We start from the raw sequence: 17,336 nt of genomic DNA on the forward strand, positions 1-17,336 counted from the left end.
CCTGGTTTACACTTAACAGGGAGACAGCCATCCGGAGGTGTTATGCAACGATGTATTCTCGCGATCTTATCCCTCGCATTTTGCGCTGGCGCACAGGCCGTCAGTGAAGATGTTCAACTTAATCTCGTGACCCCCCAGGGCGTCGGGCAGTCCATCGGCAGTGTAAAAATCACCGAAACCGACCGCGGCCTCGAGTTCGCCCCCGAACTGCGGGCATTGCCGCCGGGCAAGCACGGCTTTCATATTCATGCCGAAGGCAGCTGCCAGCCGGCGATGAAAGAGGGCAAAGCGGTGGCCGCCGGGGCGGCGGGCGGACATTATGACCCGCAACATACCGGGAAACACGAAGGGCCGCTGGGCACCGGGCATCTTGGCGATCTGCCTCTGCTGGTGGTCAACGACGCGGGCGTGGCCGACCAGCCAATTATTGCCCCACGTCTGAAAACGCTGAATGAGGTGAAGGGGAAAGCGCTGATGGTCCACGTGGGCGGCGATAATATGGCCGACAACCCGCAGCCGCTGGGCGGCGGCGGCGAGCGGTTTGCCTGCGGGGTGATTAAGTAGTTCCTTCGCCAATTGTGCCGGCCACCGGGGCCTGTTCCAGCTGCGACAGGGCGCAGTACAGTCGCCAAATCGCGGCGGCCAGTTCCCGCGCCGCCGGCTGATGATGGTGGTTCAGGGCGTCGCAGATCCGCTGCAGCTCCTGCAGGGTGGAGGCCAGCGGGCGCTGCTGCACGCCGCGCTCGCTCATCACATCGCGTAACAGGTTGATGCACAGGTCGCGCACCTGGGCGAGGGGATCGGAGCGGGTTTCCCATTCCCGAAGCTGCCAGACGACGTGCGAGCAGTTGAGCAACACCACCCCCCAACGTAGTAGCCAGCGCCGTGCCAGGGCATCTTTACTCTGACTGAGCTGGCTGACATGGTGGTACACCAGCGATTCAAATTCATGTTCGCTGTGCTGGGGATGGCGGCTGAGCTGATCGACAAAGTGACGCCGTAACGCTCTGATATGGCGCCGTCCTTTACGGGCATCCGATCCCGGGCTGAGCACCGCAAAAGCCAGCCAGGCAAAGCCCACGCCGACAATCTTGCTTAAGTTATCATTGAAAAAAGCCGCATAGTCGTACACCGGCGGATTGGTGACGGAGATAAACGAGCCCATAAACACGATAAGCTGTCCCCACAGGCCGGCATATTTGGGCCACTGTAGCTTGAGCAACTGCATGGTGGTCAGCAGCGGGAACAGAAATAGCAGAAACTGCCACAGGTCGGTTATCTGCACCATCAGGCCGAACTTCACCACAAAACTGAACAGCGACAGCAGCACCAGGGTCTGCATCAGCAGCGTCAGCGATCGAAACGGCGAAGCCGAGACCGAATAGAGCACGCAGCAGATGGATGCCAGGGTCAGGGCAGCCGCGCAGCTGGTCCACTGGGTGCTGATCCCCCATGCGCCAATCGCCACCAGCGCGCAAAAAGTACGGATGCCATTGAGCAAGGCCTCTGCCTGGTCGGTGTGGCGGGCCAGGGCTGGCGCCGAAGGTACGTTGAACTCGGCGATCGCCGACGCATTCTCTACCCGGCGGATCCAGCGACTGCTTTCCAGATAAATGCGACAGAAATAGCGCAGTCGCGCCCAAAAGGCGATATGACGGTAATCGGCATCCGGCGGCGGCGCCAGAGGCGCCAGAATGCGGGCGACATGATAGCTGTCAGCATGGGGAGCAGCGAGTTCAGCAAGCAGCGACTCCAGCACCTGACGAGTGTTCGCCGGCGCGTCCGGCCAGTTCAGCAACATACGTCGCAGACTGGAAATGACGCTGGTCATTCGGAGCTGCTGATGCAGCAGGTAGTTCAGCAGGGGATTCTGCCGACGGAAGCGGTAGTGACTCCAGAAGGCCTGGATGCGCAGCAGGTTCATGGTGAGGATCTGGCCAATCACGCTTTCGTGAGCGGTGCGGATGGCATCCGTCGTCTCTGGCACCCACAGCAGGCTGGCGTGCTCCAGCAGCCGGGCGTGCATGGTTTTCAGGGCCGTCAGCAGGTTGCTGCCGTCGGAGGTGCTGGGCAGGATCATCATCATGAGTCCGCCGCAGAGGATCCCAACGATGACTTCGCAGACGCGCGACTGAGCGATCACCCAAAGTTCGTAGCTGTCGCTGATGTTAATCACCGGAAACGCGATGATGGCGCAGGTATAGCCGGCAAGCTGAAAGGCGTAGGCCACGTTGTTGGTGAACAGCGCGCAGGCCCAGGTGCACAGCGCCAGCCAGCCGGAAATACTGAACAGAAACAGCCAGGGATCGTTCAGCGTATGGCCCGCCAGCAGCAGGGCGGCGCAGGCGCCGAGCAGGCTGCCGGCGATGCGGCCAAAGCTTTTACTGATCACGCCGCCGACGGTGGGAAAGCTGACCACTGCCGCGGAGGTCATCGCCCAGTACGGCTCATCGAGATCCAGCGCGTAGGCGATGCTTAACGCGAGACACATAGCGATGCCGTTACGCAACGCGTATCGCCACTGTGGACGGGTGGCTTTAACCCAGGGCAGTGTGCGCCACGACAGGGCCTGCAGATTCATTACTGCCCGCCGATCGAGACAGTGCAGGTGGTGCCGGAGACCAGAGTGACGTCCGCCGGTAGCGTATCAAAGGCAATCCGCACCGGAACGCGCTGCGCGAGACGCACCCAGGGGATATTCGGTTTGATGTTGGCCACCAGCCCGGTTCCCTGTTCCACGCTCTGATCGACAATTGCCCGGCCGATGCTGGCGACATGCCCGTGCAGCGTCTGCTGATTACTGTAGAGAATAATCTGCGCCGGATCGCCGATGCGGATATGACGCAGTTTAGTCTCTTCAAAGTAGCCCAGCACGTAAAACGAGTGGCTGTCTACCAGAGCAAAGACCGGGTGGCCGGTAGTGGCGTAATCGCCGACGCGGGTGGAGAGGTTGGTCACCCAGCCGTCCACTGGCGCTTTGACCGTTGTTTGGCTTAGCTGCCATTGCGCATGTTTCAGCATCGCTTCGCTGACGCCCAGTCCCGCTCTGGCGGCCGCCAGGTTGGTGGTGGCCGTATTCAGCGCGGTGTTGACGTTCTCAAGATCTTCAGCCGAGATCGCATTCTGCGACAGGTTGCGACGACGACGTGCCTCGCTGGCGGCCTTCGTTTGCTCAGCCTGCGCTTTCGCCACCTCGGCTTGCGCTTTCGCCTGCTGCGCCTGGGCGTTCAGCACGGCGATACGGTAGGGGGTGTCGTCGATAGTGAACAGAACATCCCCGGCGTTGACCCGTTGGTTGTCCGTCACGTTCAACTGCAGAATGCTACCGGAGACCTGAGGGGTGATCCCGACCTGCTCTGCACGCACTTTGCCGTCGCGGGTCCAGGGGGACTGGGTGTAGAAATTCCATAACAGCCATGCGGCGATCAGGGCGATGGCCGCAACCAACAGCGTTGACAGATATTTTAGTTTTTTCATAGCAAGGAGATCACCAGGCAATCAGTAACACCAGGGCCAGACAGACCGAGAGCGCGAACAGGGAGAGATCCATCAGCAGGGGATGCCAGATGTCGCCGGCATACATCCAGTCACGCAGCTGACGATGTAAAAACAACCAGATAAAAAAACCTAATAAGACGGCTTTGAACAGCGGAGGGAAATAGACGGACGCGCCGAACACCAGGTCCTGCAGCGGCAATCCGGATGTGTTAAGACTCAGTTTCACAAGCAAAAATCCTTTGCCATTACAGGGGTAACCTCAGAGCGTGCTACGCTATAACAGTGTAAATCATTGTTTTGGTTTTTGTTGAATCAAGTAATTCATTTGTTTTGATAATTCAAATGCTGCACACTATTCTAAAATCAGTATAATAACTTAGCAAGCTAATTATAAGGAGATGAAATTGGAATCGCCACTTGGTTCTGATCTGGCACGTTTAGTCCGCGTTTGGCGCGCGCTAATCGACCATCGCCTGAAACCTCTGGAGTTAACGCAGACTCACTGGGTCACGCTGCATAACATCCATCAGCTGCCGCCTGAGCAGTCGCAGATCCAGCTGGCGAAAGCCATCGGCATTGAACAGCCGTCGCTGGTGCGCACGCTCGATCAGCTGGAGGAGAAAGGGCTTATTTCTCGCCAGACCTGTTCAAGCGACCGGCGGGCCAAACGCATCAAGCTCACTGAAAAAGCTGAACCGTTGATCAATGAGATGGAAGAGGTGATAGGCAAGACCCGCGATGAAATCCTGTCGGGGGTGTCAAAGCAGGAAGTGGAAACGTTGCTCCACTTAATTCGTAAACTTGAACAAAATATCCTCGATCTCCAGGCAAAAGATTAATCCTTTGCGGCCCGGGTTGCCCCGGGCCGTTTTTTTTAGTCGCCAGGGTGACGCCAGACCACCACCCGATTACGCCCGCTGTTTTTCGCTTCATACATGGCCGCATCTGCGCGCTCGACGCACGTTTCTGCGCTCACGCTTCTATCGCGCGTCGTATACAACCCCATACTGATGGTCATTCGCTCCGGCAGATGGTTTTGCTCAGCGTTGACGGCCAGGCGGATACGCTCGGCGATCGCCAGGGCGTCTTTCTCGGCGGTGTTGACCAGCAGCAGGGCAAACTCCTCACCGCCAATGCGGGCAGCAGCGTCATCCACGCGCGAATGGTTCTCCAGCACCGAGGCGGCAAACTGGATCACCTTGTCGCCGGCGACGTGGCCGTAGTTATCATTGATGCGTTTGAAATGATCGAGGTCACTGATAATCACTGACAGCGGATGTTGGGGGTTTACCTTCGCCAGCTGCTGGTTCAGGGTGTCGTAGAAGAAGCTGCGGTTATAAAGCCGGGTCAACGGGTCGCGAATCGAGTTCTGGTACGAGTTGACATACTTATGGTTAGACTCACGGTAGAGCATAAAGACGTCGACCAGCAGCACCAGAATCAGGAACAGGGTACAAAGCGTTTCGAAAAAACGCGCCTGGTACCAGGTCTGATCGAGGTCCCCGGCGGTGGAGACTAGCTGGAAGAGGGTGTAAAGATAAGCGCTGCAAAAAAAAGCGCCGCTAAACCAGAAAATATTGCGTAATTTACTCAGGCTAATTAATAAAATAAGCGTGATAAACCAGATAGCCATCAGCAGCCAGCCGATAATACTTTGCCACAGTGGCGTGAAGGTATGGCTAAGATCGTCGATAAAATTGACGCTCAGCCACGGCGAGTGGCTGGAGTACACCCACGATAAAAAAATAATTGTTAATGTAAAAACGATACATGCCGCGAATGTAATTATGTGTGCTTTCAGCGAGTGCATGATGCGCTGGCGGAAGTAATACAAAACAATAGATGACATGAATAATACAGCCATCATTATATTGCGAAAGAAATAATAGATAACGGCGTCATTTTGATTAATGACCGGGGTCGTGCTGCAGGTAAGCCAGTCCGGATAGCTGCTGAGGGTTCCCAGCATCAGCAGCGCTGAACAGGCAAAGCCGAAAGCAACAGGTGTAAGGTACAGGCGGCGCTTGTTGCTCCAGTATTTCATGCCCATAAAACAGGCAATAGTAATATGAAAGACCATCAGAAAGCTGGTCAGTAGAGGAAATAATATTGATGAGGTAGTGCTGAAACTGGTATGAAAGAAAGCGGTCACTCCGGCAATGCCGAACCCGGCCAGTAAGCAAATAAAAACATATATAATAAAACGTTTAGCAACATGATTGACATGTTTGAGCATAGGCAAGATCCCAGAGAGAAAAGCAACAGCGACGTTCAGTCGACAAAGTATTATGACAATCTGAGAGTAGTGGGGGCGGTGAGATAAGATATTGCGCAGGCGCAATGATTGATGAACTACTTGAATATAATATATCTGATTGCTAATACGAATCTATTACGGTGGAATAACCGCGGCTGAAAAATACGATGCGGCGCAACGGGCCGCATCGCAAGGGGTGTTATCGAGGAGAAACGGTGACCTGGCTGCCGCTGCCGGCAATGGCGACGCGCTGACCCACAGAGAACGGCGTGCTGCCCTGTTTCTGCACCACCAGAATGGTGTTGCCATCATCCTTACGGATTTCCAGTTCTACGCCCTGGGTTTTGTTCATTGCACCCTGAACGCCCTGGCCTGCGACGCCGCCCGCGACTGCGCCAGCCGCGGTGGCAAGAGAGCGTCCGGTACCGCCGCCGATGGTGTTGCCGAGGAACCCGCCGAGCACTGCACCGCCAATGGCGCCGATGGCATTGCTGTCGTCGCCGCTCTGGATCTGCACGGCGCGCGTATGCACAATCGTACCGTAAGTTACGCTCTGCACCTGTTTGGCTTCAGATGCGGAATAAACGTCGCCGGACAGGCCGCTGCTGCTCACGCAGCCTGCGAGCGTAAAACCAATCATCGATACAGCCAAAACACGTAAAATCATTTATGAATCTCCTGTTCACCGAAGGTGTTCAATTGAACGTCCATACGGTTAATTATATGGCATTTAGTCGCCGGCGGGCATAGCTTCCGCCCTGACTATACAAAAAATAATAATTAATGATGCTTCAACCTAAACTAAACGCCGGTTCTTTACGGTGTTCTCTGAAATGTCGCTCTATTGTTAAAAAGTATTATAACAACATAGCATTAGCGGGCGCTTTATGGTGGAGTGAGGCGTATACGAGGGTCATGGAATGAAGGAAAAACGTATGAGATCGGGTCGCTTTATTGGCGTTATGTCCGGTACCAGCCTTGATGGTATCGATGTCGTATTGGCCGCCATCAACGAAAACATCGTGGCGCAGCAGGCCAGTCTCACCTGGCCCATACCACACCCAATAAAAGAAGAGATCCTCGCGATTTGCCAGGGCCAGTCGTTGACCCTCTCACAACTGGGGCGTCTGGACACTCGTCTGGGGCGGCTGTTTGCCGATGCCGTACTGGCGCTGATGCGCCAGGAAAATCTCAAGCCCACCGACGTTATCGCTATCGGCTGCCATGGACAGACCGTATGGCATGAACCGCAAGGCGATGCGCCGCACACGCTGCAAATCGGCGACAACAACCAGATCGCCGCGCATACCGGAGTCACGGTGGTGGGGGATTTTCGCCGACGTGATATGGCGCTTGGCGGGCAGGGGGCGCCGTTGGTCCCGGCATTTCATCATGCGCTGCTGGCGCATCCCATTGAACGGCGGATGGTGCTGAATATCGGTGGCATCGCCAACGTGTCGCTGCTGGTGCCGGGGCAGCCGGTGCGCGGCTATGATACCGGGCCGGGAAATATGTTGCTGGACGCCTGGATCTGGCGTCAGCAGGGTAAACCGTATGATAAGGATGCCCAGTGGGCCAGCGAAGGTAAAGTGCTGCTGCCGCTGCTGCAGGACATGCTGAGCGATCCGTGGTTTGCTTTACCGGCGCCGAAAAGCACCGGTCGTGAATATTTCAATTACGGTTGGCTGGAAAAACATCTGGCCCGTTATTCGGGACTGCGTGGGCAGGATGTGCAGGCCACGCTGGCGGAATTAACCGCTGTGACCATCAGTGAGCAGGTATTGTTAAGCGGCGGCTGCGAGCGTTTGTTAGTGTGCGGCGGCGGCGCGCGTAACCCCTTGTTAATGGCGCGCCTGGCGGCACTGCTGCCGGGAACCGAAGTCTCCACCACCGATGAGGCGGGGATCAGCGGCGATGATATGGAGGCGCTGGCCTTTGCCTGGCTGGCCTGGCGCACGCTGGCCGGGCTGCCGGGTAATCTTCCCTCAGTGACCGGCGCCAGCGAAGCCACGGTGCTGGGCGCCATTTTCCCGGCTAACCCGCCGCAGAATCGGAGTTAACTGAAATCTTAAACACGGCGCGACCGGTAAACTGGACAAGTTAAGCGGAGGGCGGAGTGCCCTCCGTGACCGGGAAAGTCGAAGGCAAACGAATGAAAAAAATTCTTATCGCAGTTATACCTTTTATGCTGGCGGGCTGTAGCTACTACAACCAGTTTGTCGAGCGGATGCAGATGGACACGCTGGAGTATCAATGCGACCAGAAACCGTTAACGGTCCATCGCAATAATACCCGCCAACAGGTGAGTTTTATCTATGATAATCAGCAACTGAACCTGGCTGAGGGGCTGTCGGCTTCGGGGGCGCGCTACACCGACGGCGTCTACGTCTTCTGGTCGAAGGGCGATACCGCTACCGTCTATAAACGCGATCGCATCATCCTCGATAACTGTCAGCTGCAGACGGCCAAACGTTGAGATTTCTGTCGGGGGGGCGCACAATAACGCCACCTTATGACTACATCCTCAATGGCCATGTCTGATAACGACGAACTCCAGCAAATCGCGCACTTGCGCCGTGAATATACCCGTGGCGGTTTGCGTCGCCACGATCTTCCTGCTGAACCCCTGCCGCTGTTTGAACGCTGGCTGCGTCAGGCCTGTGACGCGAAACTCGCAGACCCGACCGCGATGGTGGTTGCTACCGTTGATGAGCGCGGCCAACCTTACCAGCGTATTGTGCTGCTGAAGCATTACGATGAAAAAGGGCTGGTGTTTTATACCAACCTTGGCAGCCGCAAAGCCCATCAGATTGAAAAAAATCCCCAGGTGAGCCTGCTGTTTCCGTGGCATATGCTGGAGCGCCAGGTGATGGTGATCGGCAAAGCGGAGCGCTTGTCGACGCTGGAAGTGGTCAAATATTTCCACAGCCGCCCGCGCGATAGCCAAATCGGCGCCTGGGTCTCCCAGCAGTCCAGTCGCATTTCCGCCCGCGGGATCCTGGAGAGCAAATTCCTCGAGCTGAAGCAGAAATTCCAGCAGGGGGAAGTGCCGCTGCCGAGTTTCTGGGGCGGATTCCGCGTCAGCGTCGAGCAGATGGAGTTCTGGCAGGGGGGCGAACATCGGCTGCATGACCGCTTTTTATACCAGCGTGATAATGGCGCCTGGAAAATAGACCGCCTGGCACCGTAAACGCCGAAATTAGTTATCGAAGCGCTGGCGCTGAAAGGGCCGGCGCTTTATTCTATGTACTTTTCGCATCTGGCGAAAAGTCGTGTACCGGCAGAGGTGCAGTCGTTTATACATGGAGAATTTGATGGCAAGCAGTAACTTGATTAAACAATTGCAAGAGCGGGGGCTGGTAGCCCAGGTGACGGACGAGGAAGCGTTAGCAGAGCGACTGGCGCAAGGCCCGATCGCGCTCTATTGCGGCTTCGATCCTACCGCTGACAGCTTGCATTTGGGGCATCTTGTTCCATTGTTATGCCTGAAACGCTTCCAGCAGGCAGGTCATAAACCTGTAGCGCTGGTGGGCGGCGCAACCGGTCTGATTGGCGACCCAAGCTTTAAAGCCGCTGAGCGTAAGCTAAATACCGAGGATACCGTGCAGGAGTGGGTGGATAAAATCCGCAAACAGGTGGCCCCGTTCCTTGATTTTGACTGCGGCGACAATTCGGCGATTGCGGCGAACAACTATGACTGGTTTGGCAGCATGAACGTGCTGACCTTCCTGCGCGATATCGGCAAACACTTCTCTGTTAACCAGATGATTAACAAAGAAGCGGTGAAGCAGCGTCTGAATCGTGACGATCAGGGTATCTCCTTTACCGAGTTCTCCTACAACCTGCTGCAAGGGTACGACTTTGCCTGCCTGAACAAGCTGCACGGCGTAGCGCTGCAGATCGGCGGCTCCGACCAGTGGGGCAACATCACCTCCGGTATCGATCTGACCCGTCGCCTGCACCAGAACCAGGTGTTTGGCCTGACGGTTCCGCTGATCACCAAAGCAGACGGCACCAAATTCGGTAAAACCGAAGGCGGCGCCGTGTGGCTGGATCCGAAGAAAACCAGTCCGTACAAATTCTACCAGTTCTGGATCAACACCGCGGATGCTGATGTCTATCGCTTCCTCAAGTTCTTCACCTTTATGGACATGGCGGAGATCAATGCTCTGGAAGAAGAAGACAAAAACAGCGGTAAAGCGCCGCGCGCCCAGTACGTGCTGGCAGAGCAGGTGACGCGCCTGGTCCACGGCGAAGAAGGCCTGGAAGCGGCGAAGCGCATTACCGAAAGCCTGTTCAACGGTAACCTGAGCGACCTGAGCGAAGCAGATTTCGAACAGCTGGCGCAGGATGGCGTGCCGATGATCGAAATGGAAAAAGGCGCCGATCTCCTGCAGGCGTTGGTGGATTCCGAGCTGCAGCCGTCCCGCGGTCAGGCGCGTAAAACCGTTGCCTCGAACGCGGTGACCATCAACGGTGAAAAACAGGCCGACCCGGAATATGTATTCAGCGACAGCGACCGTCTGTTCGGCCGCTACACCTTACTGCGTCGCGGTAAAAAGAATTACTGCCTGGTCTGCTGGAAATAAAAAATAAAACCAGGGCGTGGGAAACCACGCCCTTTTTCTTTTTAGGGTTGTGGTAAGAAAATGAAGAACATCCTCGCCATTCAGTCTCACGTTGTGTTTGGCCACGCCGGCAACAGTGCCGCCGAGTTTCCGATGCGCCGTCTGGGCGCCAATGTCTGGCCCCTGAATACCGTTCAGTTCTCCAACCATACGCAATACGGTAAATGGACCGGTTGCGTGATGCCGCCTTCGCACCTGACGGAGATCGTCCAGGGCATTGCCGACATCGACAAGCTGCAGACCTGCGATGCGGTTCTGAGCGGCTACCTCGGTTCCGCTGAACAGGGCGAGCATATCCTCGGTATCGTGCGTCAGGTGAAAGCGGCCAATCCGGCGGCGAAGTACTTTTGTGACCCGGTGATGGGCCATCCGGAGAAAGGGTGTATCGTCGCGCCCGGCGTGGCGGAATTCCACGTGCGCTATGCGCTGCCGGCCAGCGATATTATTGCGCCGAATCTGGTTGAACTGGAGATCCTGTGCGGTCATCCGGTCGCCAGCGTCAGCGAAGCGGTAGCTGCTGCGCGGGAGCTGATTGCCCAGGGGCCGGAGGTGGTGTTGGTTAAACATCTTTCCCGCGCCGGTCTGAGCATGGATCGTTTTGAGATGCTGCTGGTGACGGCCGAAGAAGCCTGGCATATCAGTCGGCCGCTGGTGGATTTTGGCCTGCGTCAGCCGGTTGGCGTCGGCGATGTGACCAGTGGACTGCTGCTGGTGAAACTGCTGCAGGGTGCCAGCCTGCGCGATGCGCTTGAGCACGTTACCGCCGCGGTGTACGAGATCATGCTCACCACCAAAAACATGCAAGAGTATGAACTGCAGGTGGTGGCGGCGCAGGATCGCATTGCCGTACCGGAGCACTGCTTCAGCGCCACCCGGCTGTAACTCCCCGGGCCTGCCCGACGGTCCGCCGGGCAGGTCAGGCCTTATTTTAAGCCTTCAGCCGCCAGTGCGGCCGCCACCGCCGGACGCGCTGCCACCTGCGCCATCCAGCTGCCGATATGACCATAGGCAGCCATATCCAGTTTTATGCCATAGCCCCAGCGCAGCACGGTGAACAGATAGCCATCGGCGATAGTAAAGCGATGGCCGGTCAGCCACTGTTTATCTTCCAGCGACTCATCAACATACTGCAGTTTCTTCTCGAGCAACGCCCGCGCGACAGGCTTATAGTCTTCCGGGGTATCCGGGCGGAACAGCGGGGTAAAGCCTTTATGCAGCTCGGTGGCCACGTAATTCAGCCACTCCAGGGTCTGGTAGCGGGCAATGGAGCCTACTGGCGCCAGCAGATGGCGGTCCGGCACCTGATCGGCGATGTACTGCATAATAGCCACGCCCTCAGTGAGCAGGATGTCATCATCCAGCAGCAACGCCGGCACCTGACCTTTCGGGTTGATCAGCAGATAATCATCCCCGTTTTCCAGCCGTTTTTTGGCCAGGTCCACGCTCTGCAACGTGAAATCCAGGCCGCTTTCGCGCAGGGCGATATGCGAGGCCAGGGAACAGGCGCCGGGTTTGTAGAACAGTTTCATGCGTAACTCCTCGTGGCTGCAGTTTTCTGTATGTTAGTCCCGCCAGGGGTAAAAAAAAAGCCGCTAACCTAACGTTAGCGGCTTAAAAATAATTGGTTTTCCCTGCGGCGTCAGGCTGCCGCGGTTTCGCGTGCTTTCAGGTCCGCGCTGTCGTCCTGAGTCATACGGTTCAGCTTCGGCGCCGTGAGCAGCATCAGGGCGGCGATAACCGCGGTGACGATACCAATCTGCAGGAACACGTGGCCGTACACTTCCAGCGACACCAGCGGATCGGTGACGTTTTCCGGCACCGCCATCAGGTTGGCGATTTTCCCGGCGATGATCGCCGCGCCGGCGGTAGTGAGGAACCAGCTGCCCATAATGAAGCCCATCAGACGCTGCGGAACCAGCTGAGCGACCATCGCCAGGCCGAGGCCGGAAATCATCAGCTCACCAATAGACTGCAGCGCGTAGCTCAGAATGAGCCAGTTAACCGAGACGATGCCGGCGTCGCTGGCGAACTTCGCCCCTAAAGGCAGGACGAGGAACGCGCCGGAGCACAGTACCATGCCGATAGCGAACTTGTGCGGCATCGGCAGGCGGTCGCCCATCTTGTTATAAATGGCTGCCAGAATAGGGCTACCAATCATGATCCAGAACGGGTTCAGCGCCTGATACTGTTCCGGTTCGAAGGCGATACCGAGGATCGAGTGCTCAACGTTACGAATCGCGAAGAAGTTCAGAGAGGTCGGCATCTGGCTGTACAGTACGAAGAAGACAATCGCTTCTACCATCAGCAGGAAGGCGACGATCATTTTACGACGCGCGGCACCTTTCAGACCGATGGTTTCTTTGGCGAAAATCACGACGATACCCAGTGCGACGACGCCCAGCACCATACGTGCGATGCCCTGGTTGTGCAGCAGCCAGGTGGCGATGGCGACCAGCACCACCACGCCAGCGATGGTCGCCAGCAGTTTGCCCATGTGCACTGGGGCAAAGTCCGGTTTCGAACCGTACTGTTTTACCCATTTCTGGCAGAAGGCAAAGTTAATAATCGTGATCACCATCCCCACCACGCTGAGGGCAAACGCCACGCTCCAGCCGAAGCGAGCAGCCAGCCACGGGGTTGCCAGCATCGAGAAGAACGAACCGATGTTGATGGACATGTAGTACATGGTGAATGCACCGTCCAGACGGGGATCGTTTTTGTCATAGCAGGTAGAAAGCAGGGAGGACGGGTTGGCTTTGAACAGACCGTTACCGACGGCGATGGTCGCCATACCCATATAGACGATGGCAGCATCATGGCCGGACCAGGCCACCAGCGCATAGCCGATGGCCAGCACGATAGCACCCAGCATGATGACACGTTTGGTGCCCAGCACTTTATCGCCCAGCCAGCCGCCAATAGCAACCAGACCATAGACCAGCGCGCTAAAGGAGGAGAACAGAGTAATGGAATCCGCTTCCGACATACCCAGCTGTTTTACCAGGTAAACGGCCATGATCCCTTGCAGGCCGTAATAACCAAAACGCTCCCATAACTCGATCGAGAAAATGAGATAGAACGCGCGTGGTTGTTTGAAAGCGTTCAGACTCACGCTTTCTGCTGGTTTATTGTTTGCAGTAGACACATATACCTCTTTTTTTACATCCCATATTTACTGGGGGGTGTTCGGGGCGCAATCTCGTTGGACCGCCGCCTTTATAGTTATTTTGGGAGGGAAAACGGCAGGTAATGTTCACTATCCTGGCGCATCAGGCAAGGCCTTTGTAATAAACTGTTACACATAATGTGGGTGGCATAATGCTCCGGACATATGAATGTTATCCAGAGTTAAATTTCACCGTTTCGTTATGATTGCTATTTTTATCTTTTTCATCAGTCTGATTTCGTTAAAAAGGCGATATATTCTACTGACTGACCTCATGAGTAGTGATATGGTCCATTATCCTAAAAATTAATGGTCTATTATCCTGGTAATCTTTGCTCAATCGTTGTATTGCCTGACATTTGTTTTCATTTTCACAACATGTAATCAACATAAAGTTGCGAGCATGATCTCGATCACAAATGTATAGAAATTTTGCATCGAGAAAAAATGAAAGCGCTGATTGTTCGTTATATAGCCGGATTATTACCCATCATAAGAGACATTTTCTGGTGTTAACGGCGGGTTAAATGCACAAATTCGAGCCATAACTCAGGGTTAAGTTATGGCTCAGAAGAAGGGATCAGGCGTAGACTTTCTCTTTAAATTCGCAGAGGTCTTCAATCAGGCAGGAGCCGCAGCGCGGTTTGCGGGCAATGCAGGTATAACGTCCATGCAGGATCAACCAGTGATGACAGTCGACCTTAAACTCGGCGGGGACCACCTTCAGAAGCTTCTCTTCCACTTGCTCAACATTCTTGCCAGGGGCGAATTGCGTCCGATTGCAGACGCGGAAGATGTGCGTGTCCACGGCGATGGTCGGCCAGCCAAAGGCGGTGTTTAGTACCACGTTGGCGGTTTTACGGCCCACGCCGGGCAGCGCCTCCAGCGCCGCTCTGTCTTCCGGCACCTCGCCGTTGTGCTGCTCCAGCAGGATGCGGCAGGTTTTGATGACGTTTTCCGCTTTGCTGTTAAACAGGCCGATAGTCTTGATATACGATTTCACCCCATCCACCCCCAGCGCCAGCATCGCTGCGGGCGTATTGGCCACCGGATAGAGTTTGGCTGTCGCTTTGTTGACGCTGACATCGGTGGCCTGCGCAGAAAGCAGAACGGCAATCAGCAACTCGAACGGCGAACTGAAATGCAGTTCGGTAGTGGGATGGGGATCGTTTTCCCGCAGCCTGGTGAGGATCGCCAGGCGTTTGGCTTTGTTCATGTTACGCTTTCCCTGTCACGTCAGACGGGGCGACAGAAACGGCCCGGGCCGCTTGCGCCTTCCGCTGCTTGCTACGTTCATCGATGAGGTATTTTACCGCCAGCATCATGCCGAGGCCAATAAAGGCGCCTGGCGGCAGCATAGCCAGCAGGAAGGGGGTATCCGTATGGAAAACCTCGATGCGCAGCACCTTTGCCCAACTACCAAGCAGGCTGTCGGCGCCGTCAAACAGGGTGCCATTGCCAAGGATCTCGCGCAGGGAGCCCAACACAAACATCGCGCAGGTGGCGCCCATGCCGATAGAAAAGCCATCCAGTGCCGACAGCGCCGGCCCTTTTTTGGCGGCAAAGGCTTCGGCGCGGCCGACCACGATGCAGTTGGTCACAATAAGCGGGATGAAAATCCCCAGCGACTGATAGAGGCCGAAGGCATAGGCGTTGATCAGCATCTGCACGACGCTCACCACCGAGGCGATGATCATCACGTAGATGGGGATCCGGATCTCCGCCGGCGTCCAGCGGCGCAGGCTGGAGATGGTCAGGTTGGTTAAGGTTAGCACCAGGGTGGTCGCCAGACCCAGCCCGAGGGCGTTGGTGGCGGTCGAGGTGACCGCCAGCAGAGGGCACATCCCTAACAGCTGAACCAGGGCGGAGTTATTTTTCCACAGGCCCTGGACGATGACGTCTTTAACTTCGCTCATGGTCATTCTCCACAGGCGGTGAATTCAGGAAGTTGCGCAGGCAGCGTTTGTGCATACAGGCCTGCGCGCTTAACGGCATTGACCACCGCCCGGGGAGTGATGGTGGCGCCCGTGAACTGGTCAAAATCGCCGCCATCTTTTTTGACCGCCCAATGGCTGTCGCCCTGACCGTGGATGACTTTCCCGGCAAAATGGGTGATCCAGTCCGACAGACGAAGCTCGATTTTATCGCCCAGACCCGGCGTTTCATGATGCTCGGTCACGCGGGTGCCGAGGACCGTGCCGCTAAAATCGGCAGCAACCAACAGCTGTATTGCCCCGGAATAGCCATCTGGCGCGGTGGCTTCCATCACCGCGCCGATCGGCTGGTCGTTATTTTTGGCTATCCACACTTTATGCTGGCCTTTGCCCAGCGCCGGGGCGCTGACCAGATAGCAGCTCTTGAGCAGATCGTTATTATAGCGGTCGGCGGGTAAGACCTGATCAAATAACGCTTTCTGCTGCAGGGCCGCCTGCTGATCGATAGTGCTTTTCGTCAGTTCATTGATCGCCGCCGTCAGCCCGGTGGAACCGGCGGCAAACAGCGCCAGCGTGACGCCGTGTTTTCGCATCGTTTTTAACATCATCGCTCTCTCAACGGTGGCCGTACACGCGCGGGCGCGTGTAATAATCGATCAGCGGCACGGTAATATTCGCCAGCAGAACGGCAAATGCCACGCCATCCGGGTAACCGCCGAAGCTGCGAATAAGCCACACCAGCAGGCCGGCGAGGGCGCCGAAGATCAGGCGGCCGCGGTTGGTTGTTGAAGCCGTCACCGGGTCGGTCAGAATAAAGAAAGCACCGAGCATGGTGGCGCCAGAGAACAAATGCATCTGCGGCGACGCCAGGCTTTGCGGCGAGAATAACCAGCCGAGGGTGGCACACAGACCAAGGCTAATGAGAAAGCTGACCGGAATATGCCAGCGGATCGCTTTCTGCCACAGCAGGAACAGACCGCCCGCCAGCCAGGCGATATTCACCCACTGCCAGCCGAGGCCCGCCAGTACGCCACCGTAAACCGGCAATTGCAGCACCTGCTGGACGCTATGCCCGGCATGCAGAGAGGTTTTAAAGGTATCCAGCGGGGTGGCCTGGCTGACGCCGTCGATACCCAGTCGCAGGCTGGCCATGTCGCCCCCGGCGGCGGTATGCCCGGTAAAGATCATCTGCAGCACATCGCTGAACGCCGGAACCTGGGCGGCAATTTCATATGAAGGCAGCCAGGAGGTCATCTGTACCGGGAATGAAATCAACAGCACGACGTAGCCGATCATCGCCGGGTTGAAGGGGTTATGGCCTAATCCACCGTACAGCTGCTTGGCGATCACCACGGCAAAGGCAGTGCCGAGCACCGCCATCCACCAGGGGGCCAGCGGTGGAATACTCACCGCCAGCAACAGGCCAGTGAGCAGGGCGGAGTTGTCCTTCAGGGTCGCCACAATATGCTGTTTGCGCAGTTTGAGAACAGCGGCTTCCGTTGCCCAGGCCGTCAATGCGGCGAGGACAATCTGCAGTACGGTACCCCAGCCGAAAAACCAGGTCTGGACCACAATGCCAGGCACGGCGGCGAGCAGCACCAGCAGCATAATACGCGAGGTCTGCCGCTGGTTATGGGTATAGGGGGAGCTTGCGATTCTGAAAACCATTTATTCCTCGTTAACTGCCTGCTGTGTTGCTTTACGCGCCTGAACGCGGGCGATAGCCGCGGCGACGGCCGCTTTGCGTGGGTCGTCATTGGCTGCGGCTGACGCGAGTTCCGGTTGTGCGGCCTGTTGTTCGGCTTTGCGCGCTTTGGCGCGGGCGATGGCGGCTTCCACCGCGGCTTTACGCG

At 56.5% G+C, this 17,336-nt stretch carries 19 protein-coding genes; 7 read left to right on the forward strand and 12 right to left on the reverse strand.

The window, feature by feature from the left end; translation table 11 throughout:
* Positions 1-42: 42 nt before the first annotated feature.
* Positions 43-564 (forward strand): superoxide dismutase [Cu-Zn] SodC, encoded by a 522-nt coding sequence (gene sodC / locus HMPREF3142_RS13685; protein WP_012541520.1) that lies wholly within the window; start codon positions 43-45, stop codon positions 562-564.
* Here sodC and HMPREF3142_RS13690 read toward each other — a convergent pair.
* From HMPREF3142_RS13690 to HMPREF3142_RS13700, 3 genes are read right to left on the reverse strand one after another with little or no spacing between them, the layout of a single operon-like run.
* Positions 557-2,581, reverse strand: a complete 2,025-nt coding sequence (locus HMPREF3142_RS13690) for an FUSC family protein (protein ID WP_070612150.1) — start codon at positions 2,579-2,581, stop codon at positions 557-559. The genes sodC and HMPREF3142_RS13690 overlap by 8 nt on opposite strands.
* Positions 2,581-3,477 carry an efflux RND transporter periplasmic adaptor subunit gene (locus HMPREF3142_RS13695; RefSeq protein WP_016161200.1) on the reverse strand — a complete coding sequence of 299 codons (897 nt, stop codon included), beginning with the start codon at positions 3,475-3,477 and terminating at the stop codon, positions 2,581-2,583. The genes HMPREF3142_RS13690 and HMPREF3142_RS13695 overlap by 1 nt, the downstream gene beginning before the upstream one ends.
* Before the next feature lie 10 nt (positions 3,478-3,487).
* Positions 3,488-3,724: a DUF1656 domain-containing protein gene (locus HMPREF3142_RS13700; protein WP_004143834.1), complete on the reverse strand. Its 237-nt coding sequence runs from the start codon at positions 3,722-3,724 to the stop codon at positions 3,488-3,490.
* Positions 3,725-3,896: 172 nt separating this feature from the next.
* Here HMPREF3142_RS13700 and slyA point away from each other — a divergent pair, with 172 nt between their 5' ends.
* Positions 3,897-4,337 (forward strand): transcriptional regulator SlyA, encoded by a 441-nt coding sequence (gene slyA / locus HMPREF3142_RS13705; protein ID WP_008804631.1) that lies wholly within the window; start codon positions 3,897-3,899, stop codon positions 4,335-4,337.
* A 35-nt stretch (positions 4,338-4,372) separates the two neighbouring features.
* On the opposite strand, the gene HMPREF3142_RS13710 is transcribed toward slyA, so the two are convergent.
* Positions 4,373-5,734, reverse strand: coding sequence for a sensor domain-containing diguanylate cyclase (locus HMPREF3142_RS13710; RefSeq protein WP_070612151.1), 1,362 nt, complete (start codon positions 5,732-5,734; stop codon positions 4,373-4,375).
* 220 nt (positions 5,735-5,954) lie between these two features.
* Complete coding sequence (gene slyB, locus HMPREF3142_RS13715) at positions 5,955-6,422, reverse strand: outer membrane lipoprotein SlyB (protein ID WP_008804633.1); 468 nt, start codon at positions 6,420-6,422, stop codon at positions 5,955-5,957.
* A 268-nt stretch (positions 6,423-6,690) separates the two neighbouring features.
* Between slyB and anmK the strand changes: the two genes are divergently transcribed.
* The 5 genes from anmK (at position 6,691) to pdxY (ending at position 11,265) form a co-directional block, all read left to right on the forward strand.
* Positions 6,691-7,815, forward strand: a complete 1,125-nt coding sequence (gene anmK, locus HMPREF3142_RS13720) for an anhydro-N-acetylmuramic acid kinase (RefSeq protein WP_008804634.1) — start codon at positions 6,691-6,693, stop codon at positions 7,813-7,815.
* A gap of 92 nt (positions 7,816-7,907) precedes the next feature.
* Positions 7,908-8,231 carry a C-type lysozyme inhibitor gene (mliC, locus tag HMPREF3142_RS13725; protein ID WP_070612152.1) on the forward strand — a complete coding sequence of 108 codons (324 nt, stop codon included), beginning with the start codon at positions 7,908-7,910 and terminating at the stop codon, positions 8,229-8,231.
* 57 nt (positions 8,232-8,288) lie between these two features.
* The gene (pdxH, locus tag HMPREF3142_RS13730) at positions 8,289-8,945 is read left to right on the forward strand and encodes a pyridoxamine 5'-phosphate oxidase (RefSeq protein ID WP_032731006.1); all 657 of its coding nucleotides are present in this window, start codon (positions 8,289-8,291) and stop codon (positions 8,943-8,945) included.
* Positions 8,946-9,069: 124 nt separating this feature from the next.
* Entirely contained in the window at positions 9,070-10,344 is a 1,275-nt protein-coding gene (gene tyrS / locus HMPREF3142_RS13735; protein ID WP_012968045.1) for a tyrosine--tRNA ligase, read from the forward strand.
* A gap of 60 nt (positions 10,345-10,404) precedes the next feature.
* Positions 10,405-11,265, forward strand: coding sequence for a pyridoxal kinase PdxY (pdxY, locus tag HMPREF3142_RS13740; protein ID WP_008804638.1), 861 nt, complete (start codon positions 10,405-10,407; stop codon positions 11,263-11,265).
* Positions 11,266-11,306: 41 nt separating this feature from the next.
* Here pdxY and gstA read toward each other — a convergent pair whose 3' ends face one another.
* From gstA to HMPREF3142_RS13775, 7 genes are all read right to left on the reverse strand, one after another.
* The gene (gene gstA / locus HMPREF3142_RS13745; protein WP_050887092.1) at positions 11,307-11,912 is read right to left on the reverse strand and encodes a glutathione transferase GstA; all 606 of its coding nucleotides are present in this window, start codon (positions 11,910-11,912) and stop codon (positions 11,307-11,309) included.
* 110 nt (positions 11,913-12,022) lie between these two features.
* On the reverse strand, positions 12,023-13,528 hold the full coding sequence (gene dtpA, locus HMPREF3142_RS13750) for a dipeptide/tripeptide permease DtpA (RefSeq protein ID WP_008804640.1): 1,506 nt from the start codon (positions 13,526-13,528) through the stop codon (positions 12,023-12,025).
* 601 nt (positions 13,529-14,129) lie between these two features.
* Positions 14,130-14,765: an endonuclease III gene (gene nth, locus HMPREF3142_RS13755; protein WP_008804641.1), complete on the reverse strand. Its 636-nt coding sequence runs from the start codon at positions 14,763-14,765 to the stop codon at positions 14,130-14,132.
* A gap of 1 nt (position 14,766) precedes the next feature.
* A complete protein-coding gene (locus HMPREF3142_RS13760; protein ID WP_008804642.1) occupies positions 14,767-15,465 on the reverse strand; it encodes an electron transport complex subunit E in 699 nt (232 codons plus the stop codon).
* Positions 15,466-15,467: 2 nt separating this feature from the next.
* Positions 15,468-16,088, reverse strand: a complete 621-nt coding sequence (gene rsxG / locus HMPREF3142_RS13765; RefSeq protein ID WP_032691405.1) for an electron transport complex subunit RsxG — start codon at positions 16,086-16,088, stop codon at positions 15,468-15,470.
* Positions 16,089-16,098: 10 nt separating this feature from the next.
* Positions 16,099-17,151: an electron transport complex subunit RsxD gene (gene rsxD, locus HMPREF3142_RS13770; protein WP_070612153.1), complete on the reverse strand. Its 1,053-nt coding sequence runs from the start codon at positions 17,149-17,151 to the stop codon at positions 16,099-16,101.
* The coding region (locus HMPREF3142_RS13775) for an electron transporter RnfC (RefSeq protein ID WP_077270042.1) at positions 17,152-17,336 on the reverse strand (185 nt) is incomplete at its 5' end.

It is taken from the genome of Klebsiella sp. HMSC16C06 (genome assembly GCF_001808325.1).
In the GTDB taxonomy this organism is placed as follows: Bacteria; Pseudomonadota; Gammaproteobacteria; order Enterobacterales; family Enterobacteriaceae; genus Klebsiella; species Klebsiella variicola.

What these genes read in the sequence shown, in the direction of transcription:
- sodC (WP_012541520.1), top strand. Translation starts at nt 43, where the DNA reads ATGCAACGATGTATTCTCGCGATCTTATCCCTCGCATTTTGCGCTGGC.
- HMPREF3142_RS13690 (WP_070612150.1), bottom strand. Translation starts at nt 2,581, where the DNA reads ATGAATCTGCAGGCCCTGTCGTGGCGCACACTGCCCTGGGTTAAAGCC.
- HMPREF3142_RS13695 (WP_016161200.1), bottom strand. Translation starts at nt 3,477, where the DNA reads ATGAAAAAACTAAAATATCTGTCAACGCTGTTGGTTGCGGCCATCGCC.
- slyA (WP_008804631.1), top strand. Translation starts at nt 3,897, where the DNA reads ATGAAATTGGAATCGCCACTTGGTTCTGATCTGGCACGTTTAGTCCGC.
- HMPREF3142_RS13710 (WP_070612151.1), bottom strand. Translation starts at nt 5,734, where the DNA reads ATGCTCAAACATGTCAATCATGTTGCTAAACGTTTTATTATATATGTT.
- slyB (WP_008804633.1), bottom strand. Translation starts at nt 6,422, where the DNA reads ATGATTTTACGTGTTTTGGCTGTATCGATGATTGGTTTTACGCTCGCA.
- anmK (WP_008804634.1), top strand. Translation starts at nt 6,691, where the DNA reads ATGAGATCGGGTCGCTTTATTGGCGTTATGTCCGGTACCAGCCTTGAT.
- mliC (WP_070612152.1), top strand. Translation starts at nt 7,908, where the DNA reads ATGAAAAAAATTCTTATCGCAGTTATACCTTTTATGCTGGCGGGCTGT.
- pdxH (WP_032731006.1), top strand. Translation starts at nt 8,289, where the DNA reads ATGTCTGATAACGACGAACTCCAGCAAATCGCGCACTTGCGCCGTGAA.
- tyrS (WP_012968045.1), top strand. Translation starts at nt 9,070, where the DNA reads ATGGCAAGCAGTAACTTGATTAAACAATTGCAAGAGCGGGGGCTGGTA.
- pdxY (WP_008804638.1), top strand. Translation starts at nt 10,405, where the DNA reads ATGAAGAACATCCTCGCCATTCAGTCTCACGTTGTGTTTGGCCACGCC.
- gstA (WP_050887092.1), bottom strand. Translation starts at nt 11,912, where the DNA reads ATGAAACTGTTCTACAAACCCGGCGCCTGTTCCCTGGCCTCGCATATC.
- nth (WP_008804641.1), bottom strand. Translation starts at nt 14,765, where the DNA reads ATGAACAAAGCCAAACGCCTGGCGATCCTCACCAGGCTGCGGGAAAAC.
- HMPREF3142_RS13760 (WP_008804642.1), bottom strand. Translation starts at nt 15,465, where the DNA reads ATGAGCGAAGTTAAAGACGTCATCGTCCAGGGCCTGTGGAAAAATAAC.
- rsxG (WP_032691405.1), bottom strand. Translation starts at nt 16,088, where the DNA reads ATGTTAAAAACGATGCGAAAACACGGCGTCACGCTGGCGCTGTTTGCC.
- rsxD (WP_070612153.1), bottom strand. Translation starts at nt 17,151, where the DNA reads ATGGTTTTCAGAATCGCAAGCTCCCCCTATACCCATAACCAGCGGCAG.